We start from the raw sequence: 12,008 nt of genomic DNA on the forward strand, positions 1-12,008 counted from the left end.
AGCCTTCGGAGCCTTCTGTGCCGGCCGGGCCGTCTTCTTCTTCGCGGCGCCACGGGACTTGCTCGCGGAAGAAGGGCCCCGGCCCGTGCCTCGGGGTTTGCGTGCGCTCATAGGAGTCCTCCGTCGAGACCTTGCAGGCGCACCCCGAGCCGGATTCCTGCCAGCAGGTGCGCGGGGCGCCCTGGAACCACGTACGCCACCTGGAGCGTGCTGCCCACGCGAGGGGCCCCCCGGCGCGTGGGCGAGAGGTTCTCCCGCGCATAGGCGCACTGCGCGAGGAACACGCAGTAGTCCACCGCCGCCTGCAGGGAGAAGTGCTCGGACAGCGGCTCCTGCGCCGAGGAGAAGAACCCCGCGCGCAGCACGCGCCGGGCATAGCGCCGGGCCAGCGCGCGCGCGTCCTCGTTGGAGAGAGGCTCGGCCCGAGTCCCCGTCCGCCGCGCCTCCTGGGCCAGCTGCTCCAGCAACCCGGGCGGCCCATCCTTCTCGTCCGTGCCGGCCAGCAGCACCGCCAGCCGCTCGGGCAGCGCCGGATCAAACCCCTCCACGAAGCGCGCCACCGCCTCGGTGACGCCCGCGTAGTGCACGCCGAAGCGGTGCCGCGGTGGCGCACCCTCTTCCTCGGTGTGGAGGATGGGCGTGGGCGTGGTGGGGACGTTCGGATCCACGCTCCACTGGATGGACCAGAGCGTGGGCGGATCCACGCCCTCGGCCGGCTCGGGCGCGAAGCCTCCGAGGATGAGGTGGAAGGGGCGAGGCAGCGCTCCCAGCCGGCGCAGCGCCTGCTCCTCCAGGGCCGAGTGGAGCCGCCGCGCGTAGTCGCCCACGGACTCGTCCGGGCGCAGGGGCGCATGATCATCAAAAGCGCGCAGCGAGGTGGCCACCGTGCCGCCGCCAATGGAGCCCACCCCGTTGAACATGGCCAGCAGCCGCCCGCCAGAGAGCGGCACCAGCTTCTCCACGTTGGCCATGTTGGAGAGGAAGCGCTCCTGGCCGCGCGCATCCACCTCCATCACCGTCGCCAGCCCGTCCGTGGCGAACACGAGCGCGTCCGGCGTCTTGAAGGCGATGTCGATGGTCATGGCGCGGCCCCAGCATACAAGGAGGGGGGAGCCTCACCGGCTCTCTGAAAAGGCAACGCGCGCCAGGCACGGTGGGTACCTGGCGCGCGTTTGACAGGACCGCAGACCAAAGGTGGCCCTCCCCCCCTACGGGCCGAGCAGAAGTTTCTCGCGACCCACCCATTAGTTTCCATCCGGGAAACCACGTAGGTGGGATGGCCTCCCCCGATTCCTCTCATTTCATGAGAATCCAGGTTGAGCCCATAACTTCTGTGCTGGGGGGCATGCCGTTTGCCATCAAACCTCGTTATACTTGGAAATCGTGACTCCACTTGATTCCACGGACAGAGCCTTCCTGGCGGACCTCCGGGGACGGTTGGACCTCGTTGAGCCGGGAGCGGATGCCCTGCACGGGCTGATGGACACCCTCCGAGAGGGGCTGCGCGCGGAGCGGGCGGTGGCCTACGGGGTGGAGCTGGCGCCGGACCACTACGCGGCCAGCTTCTGCCACAGCTCGGGTTTTCCCCAACCTCCGGGGGAGCTGCTCGGCACGCTCAACGGCTTCCTGCACCAGCAACCCAACCCTTGGGGTTATTTCGATCCGGCCAAGCCCGCGGCGGCGCAGCGCAACCGGGCGCTGCACTTCCGCCCGCACGCCGAGACGCAGGCGGCGGTGCCGCTGCATGAGAGCGGGGCGGGGGCCTGGCGGCGGCTGGGAATCGGTCCCGCGGAGCAGGCGCAGGTGCGCGAGCGGGTGCACGAGGGCGCGACGACGCTGTACCGCCAGCTGAAGATGGCACACATGTTCCAGCTGCGCGCGCTGGTGTGCGAGGGCTCGGCGTTGCTGGCGTGGATCGGCGCGCTGCGCTCGGAGCCCTTCACGTCTCGCGAGCAGCGGCTGCTGCAGGAGCTGGTGCCATCGCTGCAGCGGCGGCTGGAGCTGGAGACGCGGCTGCGCGAGGCGGGGCTGCTGGGCTCGGCGCTGGAGGCGGCGCTGGAGGCGCTCGGGCAGCCGGCCTACGTGCTCTCGGCTCCGGGCCGGGTGGTGTACGCCAACACCGCGGGGAAGAGCCTGGCGGAGCGGGACTCCGAGCAGCTGCTCGGCGCGGTCCAGGCCCACGCCAAGGGCGAGCCACCTCTTGCGGGGACCACCGTGACGACGCTCCAGGTCCGAGGGCTCTGCCCTCACTACCTGGTGGTGGACCGGCGGGTGGAGGCGCAGGCCAGCGCCCGGGTCTACATGCTGGCGGCGCGCTGGGGGCTCACGGGGCGCGAGGCGGAGGTGCTCGAGCACATCATCCAGGGCACGAGCAACAAGGTCATCGCGGCGCGGCTGGGCTGCGCGGAGCGCACGGTGGAGGTGCACGTCACCCACGTGCTGAGCAAGGCCCAGGTGGAGAGCCGCTCGGCGCTCATCGCGAAGTTCTTCCAGGCCTCCTGAGCTCCTCCCGGGAGACAGAACATGCCAGGGGAGGGGCTCGTGTTTAGGATGCACGTGTGACTTCTCCTCGCATCCAGGCCGCTCTGGACAACGCCGCCTCGTGCGCGGCGCGTGCTCCCCACTCCGCGCCGCCCGAGTCCTCTCCTCCCGAGCGGAGAATCCGGGTCTCCATTGGAGATCCTCAGGCGGACTTCACCCGCTTCCTGGCCATCCTGGACCGCCATGGCCTGCTGACGGCACAGGGGTGGCTGGCGCCGGACGTGCAGCTCGTCTCGGTGGGGGACCACTTCGACTGGGGCAAGCCGCACGAGCGGGACGCGGTGGCCCGGAGCGCGCTGCAGCTCGTGGCGTGGCTCGCGGCGCACCCGGCGGACCAGGTGGTCATCCTCGCGGGCAACCATGACCTGGGGCGCGTGGGAGAGCTGGCGGACTTCACGGATGCCACCTTCGCCCGCGCCCAGGCGGAGGCGGACGGCATCTACGACGGAGACGACACCGACGAGGTGCGGGAGTGGGCCTTCCTCGAACGGTTCCCGCAGGTGCCCACCGTGGAGCTGATCTCGCGGGACTTCAGCGCGTTCCGAGAGGAGCAGCGCACGTGGATCACCTCCCTGCTCCGAGCGCACCGCCTGCGCGTGGCGTACGCGGCCGGGCCGAGCCTGCTCGTCCTGCACGCGGGAGTGACGCGAGAGGACCTGGGGCTCGTGGGAGTGTCCGAGGAGCACTCCACGGACGCCCGCGTGGTGGCGGAGGCGCTCAACCAGGCGCTCGATGCGGCGGTGGATGCGTGGCAGGGAGGCCGGCTCATCATCCCGAAGCTGCACCACCCTGGCAGCGCGGACTACGGCGAGGGCCGGGGCATCTTCTATCACCGCCCGAGCCTCCAACCAGAGGACGCCGAGCGCACGCGCCTCACCCCGCGCCGACGCTTCGATCCGCGGCGCCTGCCGGCCGGGTTGACGCAGGTGGTGGGGCACACGCGAGACAAGCGAAGCCGAGAGCTGCTGAGCCAGCCCGGGGAGGTGCGAGACGGAGTGCTGCGCCACCTGGTGACGGACGGCGAGCACCTCGCCTACGCGCACGGCACCCCGCGGAGCACGCGCCCCGAGGAGGCCGTGCTCATCTTCACCGATGGCGGGATGCGCGAGTCGCCGCTCGAAGCCTACGAGCTGTTTGATCTCGACACGCGCACCGCCGCCCGTCCGCGATAGCTCGCCCTACTTCTTCGCCTTCAGCTCGGCGAGCTTCTTCTCGAGGCTCTCGAGCTGGCGCTTGGGCACCTGCGCCTCGGAGAGGGACTTCGCGTAGGTGATCGCCTCCTCGAGCGTCTTCACCGCGGAATCCTTCTCGCCGCGAGCCTCCAGGATGGTCGCCCTGTCGGCGAGGACTCGCAGGCGCCGGCCTCCCTGCACCTTCGTCAGGGCCCGGCCGTTGGCCGCGAGCGCCTCATCCAGCCGCCCCAGCATCCGGTAGAGGACGGCCAACCGCGCTGGCGGGTTGTAGTCGGCGGGGAGCTCTTTCTCGCTCTGCTCGATGGCGGGGACCACACGCATGAGGTCGCCCAGGATGATCGCCGCCGACATCCGGTGCGAGTCGAAGACGGCACGCGCATCGGGGTTGGGAGCCTTGGCGGCCTCGCCTTCGAGGAACGTGAGCCAATCGGCGGCGAGCGCCTTGGCGCCAGCCTCGTCTCCGCTCTTGCTCCGGCCGTCCACCATCGCCTCATAGAGGCCCGAGCGGTCATCCGCGGGCATCTCGATAGGCGGAGGAGCCAGCACCTCGCGCCCCTTGGCATCGAGCGCGCTCAGCAGCTCCTTGCGCTGAGGGTGATCCTCGGGCAGCTCGGCGGCACAGCTCAGGCCCAACGTCACCGCGTTCGCCATGGACGGCGAGCGAGGCACACGCGGCAGCTCCTCGAGGGCCTTGCGAGCACACGGCTCATACTGCTTCGCGCCCCACTGAGCGGTCAGCAGCGACTCGAGCGTGCGGCCTCGGCGAGACCAGTCAGGCGGAGCCTCGGCGAGCGCCTGGGCATAGGCCTCGGCGGACTCGGCGGACTTGTTGGCTCCATAGAGCGCATCGCCCCGAGCCAAAGCGGCCTCGGCGCCCCGAGCATCTCCCCGGTAGGCGCGCTCTCCATCCTCGAAGATCTTCTCGAGCTGCGCCACGGTGGCGCTGCCCGCGAAGCGCACGAGGGCCTTCTCCTCCCTCGGATCGATGATGAAGAAGGTGGGCCAGTTCTCGACTGGATACTTCTCCTGGAAGCCAGCGTTCTGCGGAAGGTCGGTGTTGATCTCGAGCCAGACGAACCGTCCGGCATGCCGCGCGAGAGCCTTGTCAGTGAAGACGTAGGCCCGCATCGAGCGGCAGGTGTGTCACCACGGCGCCCAGGTATCGACGAAGAGGGGCAGCCCCTTCGCCTTGGCCTGGGCGAGCGCGGTGTCATACGCGTCATCGATGAACGGCAGGGGGGCGCCCTCATGAGCGGCTGCGGGCGTCTCGGACACGGTGGTGCGCGAGGCGGTGCAGGCCAGGAGCCCCAGAACGAACAGGCTGGCAACGTGGGTACGCATGGGGAGGACCATAGCGTCATCCCCGGGCTCTGTCCCCTACGGACAGGAGGCTGAGGAAGGGCTGGGCGTCGCTGTCCGTGCGTGGTGTTCTCGGGTGGCCGACATGATCGCCCTGCCCGCGCTGCGCGCCGCCCTGGAGTCCGCCCTCGCCGCCCTGCCTCCGCCCGAGCGGTTTCCCCGAGGCGAGGACGCGGACACCGCGCGCCGCCTCACCGAGCGCCTGCGGAGAGACTTGCTGCCCCGGCTGGGAGGAGACGCGCCGCTGCTCTTGGTGGCCATCGCCGGCCCCAACAACGTGGGCAAGTCCACCCTGTTCAATGCCCTGGTCGGCGCGTCCCTGTCGCCCGCGCGTCCCGAGGGCGGCTTGACGAAGCAGTGCCTCGCGGCCGCGCACCCGGAGACGTGGACGGGCGAGCTGAGAGAGTTCCTCACGCGGCGCTACGACGTGGTCCTGGTGCCTCCGGGCGAGAACGCTCCGGTGGACCAGCCGGGCCCCTCCGGGCGCCTCTACCTCGCGCTGGCGGAGGCGGTGCCTCGGGGGTTGCTGGTGATGGACACGCCGGACTTCGACAGCGTGTACCGGGACAACCGCGAGCGCACCGAGGCGCTGCTCGTCACGGTGGACGTGCTCGTCTTCGTGGTGAGCCGGCAGACGTACCAGAACGCGGCGCTGGTGGACTTCCTGCGCGCGGCGGTGGGACGCGGACGGCCGTACCTGCTCGTCTACAACGAGGCCACGCGCGAGGAGGTGGTGCGAAGTCACCTGGACAAGCTGGCCTCGGACGTGGGGCACCCACCGCTGGCCCGCTACCTCGCGCCCCACCAGCCGGAAGTCGAGGCCGGCGAGCGCCCGCTGTCCACGAACCCGCTGGACCGAGGCCCTTCCCTCAGCGCGCTCCTGGGAGAAGCCGAGCACGCCCGGGAGCTCAAGACCCGAGCCCTGGCCGCCTCGCTGGCGGACGCTCGGGCCGAGCTGGAAGCGCTGGGCCGAGCCGCGCGCCAGGCCTCGCACGAGCCGGAGCGGCTGCGCCAGCGGCTGCGCCACGAGCTGTTCTCGGTGGGCAAGAGCGCGGCGCTCAAGGGAGTGCCCGCGGATGTGCTGGTGGACGCGTTCCGGGACGAGCTGGATGCCCGCAGCGCCTTCCACCGCTATGTGAGGCTGCCCTTCCGAGCGCTCGCCACGGCGCTGACGTTCGTCTCCAGAAAGGTGCGCCAGTCCTTCACCGGGCCGGAGCCCACGGCGGCGCCGGTGATCCACGCCACGGATGAGACCCTGCGCGACGGAGTGCGGCGGCTGGTGGACGCGCTCGCTCCGGAGGTGGCCGCGTGGCATGGCGACGCGGAGACTCGGGCGAAGCTGGCGGAGGCCTTCGGCGCGGGGACGCTGGCGAAGCTGGAGGAGCCGCTGGGCTTCGAGCCGCTCCACGCGCACACGGCGGACCGGGACAGCCTCTACAACTTCTGCCGGAGCCTCGTGGGCGCGGAGCTGCAAGGCAGCATGCGCGAGGAGCTGATCCAGGTGCTCACCACGCTGGTGTACTCGGTGCCCTCGGGAGCGGCGGCGGTGGTGACGGTGGCCACGGGTGGCGTGGGGCACGACGCCGTCATCTGGGCCGGCACGCTCTTGTCCACGCCGCTGCTGGAGCGCTTCGTGGACCTGCTGGGAGCGGACGTGCGCGCCCATGTGACCCAGAAGTGGGCGGAGGCCCACGGCGCCACCCTGGCCCGAGCGCTGGAGGAGCGCTTCTTCGCGCAGGTGCTGCAGCACCTCGACGGCGACGCCACCGGCTGGATCCGCACCGCCAAGGCCCTGGAGGAAAGCGCTCGCGGGCTCGCGGAGTGACGCGCCCTGAGCGGACTCGGATCATTCGTATTGGGTAGGAAATGCCAATAAGACCAGAAGGGTTATGACCTCACCGGTCACTTCTGAATCACTACCCCGGGTGTCCTTGGAGCCCAACGTTCCAAGTCCTATGTATGGCCCCGACTTTTAGCGGTGGGCATGGGACAATCATGGACAAGGAGCTGACCGAGACCCTCAAGAAGGTCATCGGGCCAAACATCCGCAAGGCACGCCGGCGCCTGGGACTGTCGCAGGCGCGACTCGCCGAGATGGTCGAGATGTCGACCGAGGTGCTGGGGCGGATGGAGCGCAAGAAGGTGCTGCCCCGCCTGGAGCGGCTCGTCCTCCTGTGCAAGATCCTGGGCGTGCCGCCGGACCAGATGCTCGGCTTCACCTCGGGCCCGAGCGCTCCCGTGACTCCGAAGCTGTCACCGGCCTACGACGAGATGATGACGCTGATGCGTCACTTCTTCATGCAGATGGAGTCGCGGCTGTCGGAGCAGGAGCGCAAGGAGCTGATGCAGACCTTCTCTCACCTGCAGCGGTTCATCGCGCTCATCAAGAAGAAGGGGCCTGCCAAGGCGCTGTCGCGCCGCACGCCCAAGGCGCGGAGCCGGAAGCGCGAGTAGCCCGGACCTCCCCTCACAGGTAGGCAATCTGTAGGAGACCGTTCAAGTTCTAACCTGGGTGGTCCTTTCCTCATACCTACCCCGGGTGTCCTTGAAAATCCGACTCAATACGTCTTACCTACGGCCCCAACTTCTCAAGGTGGGCGAAGGTCATGGACAGCGAACGCGTGAAGGTTCTCAAGAAGACCCTGGGCGCGAACATCCGGAAGGCGCGAACGCGGCTGGGCATCACCCAGGAGCAGATGGCCGAGATGCTCGACATGTCCCCCGAGGTGTACGGGCGCATGGAGCGAGGGCTCATCTTTCCGCGAGTGGAGCGGCTGGTGGACATCTGCGCCAAGCTCGGTGAGTCCGCGGATCAGCTGCTGGGGCTCTCACTGGCGGAAGCCGCTCCCGCGCTGGCGGCCGGGCAGGAAGAGTGGTTCACGGTGATGCACCGCTTCACGCCGGTGCTGCCCCGGCTGACGCAGCTCCAGCGTCAGGCGGTGCGGCGGCACATGGCGGACTTCCAGCGGCTCCTGGTCACGTTCCTGGAGCCCCAGCAGGAGCAGGTGGCGAAGCGCCAGCGGCGCTCCGGCTCCCAACCTGGTGGGTAACGTGCCATCTTCCCTACCTGAGGTATTCTGTGCCGCCAACCCGTGACGTTGTATGCCATCCATCCAACCCAGGATGTTGGATCGCCGCTGGAGGAGAGAACGCATGGATGGCCTCGACAAGAAGAAGCTGGGCAGGAATATCCGTCAGGCTCGTTGCCGCTTGGGGCTCACGCAGGAGCAGATGGCCGAACGAATCGACATGGCACCCGAGGTATATGGACGCATGGAGCGCGGGCACATCGTCCCGAGGCTGGAGCGCTTCGTCGCCATCTGCCGGGTGCTGGGCGAGTCGCCGGATCGGTTGATCTCCCGGCCTGATGAGCCAGAGGCAGCGGACGCCATCCCGAAGGCCCGGGCGGGGACGCGGGCCTCCATCAATGCCTTCAAGAAGTCGCTGGCCGCCAACGTCCGCGCGGCTCGGAAGCGGTTGGGTTGGACCCAGGCGAAGATGGCCAAGCAGATCCAGATGTCCGTGGAGGTGTACGGGCGCATGGAGCGCGGCACCATTCTGCCGACCCTGGACAGCTTCGTGGACATCTGCTGCGTGCTCGGCGAGATGTCGGACGATCTGCTCGGGCTGCCGCCTCCCAAGCGCCCGAAGCGCCGCTGACGGCAACCGCCCAACCTGCCAGGTCACCCGGAGGCCCGCCAGGCGGGCCTTCGGCTATTGCGAGGACACGGGGCTACACCCCCACTGCGTCATGTCCTCCGTCACCGTGGTGCATTGCCAGCCCTCACCACAGGACTCGGGCGCCGTGGGCTCACAGCGACGGTAGCAGGTGCTGACGGTGGCGCTCCCCGTGCCGCAGATCTGGCCGGCAGGGCACGCGTCTGCCCGAAGAGGGTCGCACAGCGCGGCGCACCAGAAGACTCCACGGCCTTGGGACAGCCGCAGGTTGCAGCGCTCTCCCGCGCCACAGGGCTTCTCGGGGCACTGGCCTCTCACCTCCGAGAGGCACTGGTACTCCGTGTCGCTCAGGCGCTTGCACTGCTGTCCCTCGGGGCACCCCGTGGTGTGACAGTCGGGGAAGCAGGCGGGGCCGTTGAGCCCTTCCTCGCAGGCGGAGCCTTGCGGACAGCTCGCGGCATCTCCCAGGCGGCAGGGGCGGCTGCAGACACCCCGGTGGCACGTGAGCCCTTCCTCGCAGGCCCCCGTCTGCGAGATGAACAGTCCGTCACAGGGCTCGCCCTCGCGGCGTGTCCCCACGGGGACGCAGCGGCGGATGACAGGACCGGTGGCCCCCGTGGTGACAGGGCGGCACACGAGTCCCGGAAAGCAGTGCGCGTCTTCCTCGCACTCGGACGCCTGGCACTCGAAGCGGCGCGTCTCCCGGTTGGCGACGCACCCACTGCCCGCGGGGCAGTCACTGTCGGTCTGACAGGCGCCGCATTGAAAGGTCCCGCCCTGGGAGGTGCACCGCATTCCCGCCGCGGGCAACCCGTCCGATGATGTTTCGGAGGAGGGAGGCGAGAGGCTCGCCTCCGCCGAGGGGCTCGTGGGTGGGGCTCCTTCAAGGGCCGCCTCGCGGGAGCTCGTGTCGAAGCGGGCCGCGGTGATGAGGGACTGAACCGAGGCCCCCGCGGAAGCAGGGAGTGTGCTGCCGGCCACGGGCCGCGAAGCCACCTCGAGGGGTGGCTGGTTGGCGATCGGCTCGGAAGTGGGAGCAGCGGGGGCGGAGGCCTGGGACAACACCCCCCACTGTTGGGCCACCGTAGGTGCTGCGGCCAGGGCCCCCAAGAACACTGCCGCTATCATTAGATACCTGAGTCGCACGAGGGCCTCGGGGTTGCTCGCCACGGGCTAGCAGCTGCGGGTGCTGCAGCACAGCAGGGCGCTGCCATCCGGAGAACAACCGCAGGGGTAGCATTCCCAGCATTCGCGCATCTGCGCGTAGGCGAGCGTGCCTCCCAGGATGGCGCCGCCGACGCTCAGTGCCAGCAACCACTGCAACGTGTTCTTCTTTCGGGTCTTCATGTTCCCCCCACTTCTTGGGTCGTACTGCTACAGTTGGACGGGTGTGATCAACGGCCCGTTCGCTCATTGCCGGGTACACAACGCCGCGGTCGTGGTCATCCGCCGAGTCCGCGACATGACTCGCCACGTCATGCCGCGGAGACAACCTGCCAGTTCCTCAATCCCTCGGGTGCGAACGGGCACGGAGTATCAGGCAAGCCCGGAGGCACCGGCTATCACCCCAACGTCTTGGGTTCAGTCGCCTGGAAAATCCATCGGCCTGCCTGACTCGCCGCCAGCGTGAGGAGGTGGGGCTGCTGGAGGAAATCACCGGACTCACCCAGTTGCACCTGAACGTGCCTACCTACTACGTCCTGCCCTCCCGATGCGAGAGGTAGTATCGAGGTGGCTCCAACCCGCCGTCATGGGTTATCTTGGGGACAAACCTATGCACCCGCTCGCGATGACCTTGGCTATCAACATGCGCAGGGCTCGTAACCGCCTGAGGCTGACTACGGAGGAGCTCGCCACGTCCGTGGGCATGACTGTCGAGGACTACGAGCGCATCGAGCGCGGCAACTTCCCGTCCTCGCCGAAGGCCTTCCTGGACTTGGTCGTGGCGCTCCGTGTTCCTGCGGATGAGCTGCTGATCGCCCTTTCGCCTCCTCGGCTGTACGTCATTCGCGGCGGCAAGAGCAAGAACCCTTCCCCCTGAGGGAGGCACCCGCCACGCCCTGGACGTTGAGGGACAGTTGGCGGAGGATGTAGGCCCTTGTTCTCGCTCAATTTTCGAAGCGCTCTGGCGCTGATCACGGTGGTCGTGTGCCTCGCGGGTCCCGCGTGGGCGGCCAAATTGCCGGATGTCGTCGTCACCGGGGACCCGGTGGCGCCATCGCCAACGCAAGCCGGCACGGGTCTGTGCGTGGCCAGCAGCGTCTCCTCGGATCCTGCCAGCGATTTCCCCCAAAGCACTTCGTCCTACATCGGGGGCATGAACGACTTCATGGAGCGGACGGCCGCGAGCCGCACCACCTACGTCCTCCGCACGCCGTTCGACCTGTCCAACAACAACACCGGCGGCACTCAGGCGAGCAAGGGAGACTTCGTTGACGCGGTACAGGGATGCACCAGCTACGGCTGCAGCTTCTTCATCAACGACCCGTTCACCTCCTTTGGCTCCCGCTTCCGTGGCTACCTGAACATCACCCCGGACATGCTGAACAAGCCGCTGCACTTCGGCCTCTATACCGATGATGCGGTGAGCCTCGTCATCTTCGACCGGAACAACGTCCAGTACACGGTCATCAACCGCCCCCCTCAGCTTGGTGCCCCCACTTGGCGCACTACCAACAGCGTCACGTTCCAGAAGTCCGGCCTGTATCCCATCGAGATCCTCTATGCAGAGGTCACTGACCAAGCAGCACTGGAGCTGGCCATCCTGGATGGAGCCTTCACCGACTTCGAGCGGACCATCAACCAGACCCCTGTCGTCAAGCTGAACGACTCTGGCTTCCTGCTCGTCCAGCCCGAGAGGTTCTTCCAGACCGAAACCGGGCGCCCGTCCTTCACGGACCCAGCCCAGTGCGCGCAGTGCAACCGTGCCAACGCCAATGCCCCGGGCAATGGCGGGTGCGGCCTGAACTCGGGCTTCTACTGCAATGGGGCCGCGCTCTGTGCTCCCTGTGACACCTCCCGCGTCTGTGGCCCGAGCTGCTCTCCCTGCGGCCAGAGCACTCCCAACTGCGTCAACGTCAACGGCACCTATGCCTGCGTCGAATGCACCGACGACGCCCAGTGCGGCGGCCGTCGCTGTGATCTCACCACCCACGCCTGCACCGGCTGCCTCGATGACAGGGCCTGCCCCAGCGGAGAGGTCTGCGACAAGCTCAACTACACCTGCGTCGAGTGCAA

At 68.6% G+C, this 12,008-nt stretch carries 13 protein-coding genes; 8 read left to right on the forward strand and 5 right to left on the reverse strand.

Annotated elements, in window-relative coordinates:
• Positions 1 to 107: 107 nt before the first annotated feature.
• A complete protein-coding gene (locus ACJ8AT_RS27585) occupies positions 108 to 1,082 on the reverse strand; it encodes a hypothetical protein (protein WP_407740866.1) in 975 nt (324 codons plus the stop codon).
• A 301-nt stretch (positions 1,083 to 1,383) separates the two neighbouring features.
• Between ACJ8AT_RS27585 and ACJ8AT_RS27590 the strand changes: the two genes are divergently transcribed.
• Complete coding sequence (locus ACJ8AT_RS27590) at positions 1,384 to 2,502, forward strand: response regulator transcription factor (RefSeq protein ID WP_407740867.1); 1,119 nt, start codon at positions 1,384 to 1,386, stop codon at positions 2,500 to 2,502.
• 56 nt (positions 2,503 to 2,558) lie between these two features.
• Entirely contained in the window at positions 2,559 to 3,713 is a 1,155-nt protein-coding gene (locus ACJ8AT_RS27595) for a metallophosphoesterase (RefSeq protein ID WP_407740868.1), read from the forward strand.
• A gap of 6 nt (positions 3,714 to 3,719) precedes the next feature.
• Here ACJ8AT_RS27595 and ACJ8AT_RS27600 read toward each other — a convergent pair whose 3' ends face one another.
• Both ACJ8AT_RS27600 and ACJ8AT_RS27605 read right to left on the reverse strand, forming a co-directional pair.
• Positions 3,720 to 4,862 carry a thiol reductase thioredoxin gene (locus ACJ8AT_RS27600; RefSeq protein ID WP_407740869.1) on the reverse strand — a complete coding sequence of 381 codons (1,143 nt, stop codon included), beginning with the start codon at positions 4,860 to 4,862 and terminating at the stop codon, positions 3,720 to 3,722.
• 15 nt (positions 4,863 to 4,877) lie between these two features.
• Positions 4,878 to 5,075, reverse strand: coding sequence for a hypothetical protein (locus ACJ8AT_RS27605; protein ID WP_407740870.1), 198 nt, complete (start codon positions 5,073 to 5,075; stop codon positions 4,878 to 4,880).
• 103 nt (positions 5,076 to 5,178) lie between these two features.
• On the opposite strand from ACJ8AT_RS27605, the gene ACJ8AT_RS27610 reads away from it, so the two are divergent.
• The 4 genes from ACJ8AT_RS27610 to ACJ8AT_RS27625 all read left to right on the forward strand — a co-directional run bounded on the left by ACJ8AT_RS27610 (position 5,179) and on the right by ACJ8AT_RS27625 (position 8,753).
• Positions 5,179 to 6,918, forward strand: a complete 1,740-nt coding sequence (locus tag ACJ8AT_RS27610; protein WP_407740871.1) for a GTPase — start codon at positions 5,179 to 5,181, stop codon at positions 6,916 to 6,918.
• 170 nt (positions 6,919 to 7,088) lie between these two features.
• Positions 7,089 to 7,547, forward strand: coding sequence for a helix-turn-helix domain-containing protein (locus ACJ8AT_RS27615; protein WP_407740872.1), 459 nt, complete (start codon positions 7,089 to 7,091; stop codon positions 7,545 to 7,547).
• A 152-nt stretch (positions 7,548 to 7,699) separates the two neighbouring features.
• Positions 7,700 to 8,143, forward strand: a complete 444-nt coding sequence (locus ACJ8AT_RS27620) for a helix-turn-helix domain-containing protein (RefSeq protein WP_407740873.1) — start codon at positions 7,700 to 7,702, stop codon at positions 8,141 to 8,143.
• A 103-nt stretch (positions 8,144 to 8,246) separates the two neighbouring features.
• Positions 8,247 to 8,753, forward strand: a complete 507-nt coding sequence (locus tag ACJ8AT_RS27625) for a helix-turn-helix domain-containing protein (RefSeq protein WP_407740874.1) — start codon at positions 8,247 to 8,249, stop codon at positions 8,751 to 8,753.
• A 54-nt stretch (positions 8,754 to 8,807) separates the two neighbouring features.
• Here the strand turns inward: ACJ8AT_RS27625 and ACJ8AT_RS27630 are convergent, their stop codons facing one another.
• Together ACJ8AT_RS27630 and ACJ8AT_RS27635 are read right to left on the reverse strand one after the other, a co-directional pair.
• Complete coding sequence (locus ACJ8AT_RS27630) at positions 8,808 to 9,566, reverse strand: hypothetical protein (protein WP_407740875.1); 759 nt, start codon at positions 9,564 to 9,566, stop codon at positions 8,808 to 8,810.
• Positions 9,567 to 9,944: 378 nt separating this feature from the next.
• A complete protein-coding gene (locus ACJ8AT_RS27635; RefSeq protein ID WP_407740876.1) occupies positions 9,945 to 10,118 on the reverse strand; it encodes a hypothetical protein in 174 nt (57 codons plus the stop codon).
• Positions 10,119 to 10,560: 442 nt separating this feature from the next.
• On the opposite strand from ACJ8AT_RS27635, the gene ACJ8AT_RS27640 reads away from it, so the two are divergent.
• The gene (locus ACJ8AT_RS27640; RefSeq protein ID WP_407740877.1) at positions 10,561 to 10,812 is read left to right on the forward strand and encodes a helix-turn-helix domain-containing protein; all 252 of its coding nucleotides are present in this window, start codon (positions 10,561 to 10,563) and stop codon (positions 10,810 to 10,812) included.
• Positions 10,813 to 11,019: 207 nt separating this feature from the next.
• On the forward strand, positions 11,020 to 12,008 hold a 989-nt coding region (traA, locus tag ACJ8AT_RS27645; protein WP_407740878.1), incomplete at its 3' end, for an outer membrane exchange protein TraA family protein.

The sequence above is a fragment of the Hyalangium sp. genome (assembly GCF_045802625.1).
Classification (GTDB): domain Bacteria; phylum Myxococcota; class Myxococcia; order Myxococcales; family Myxococcaceae; genus Hyalangium.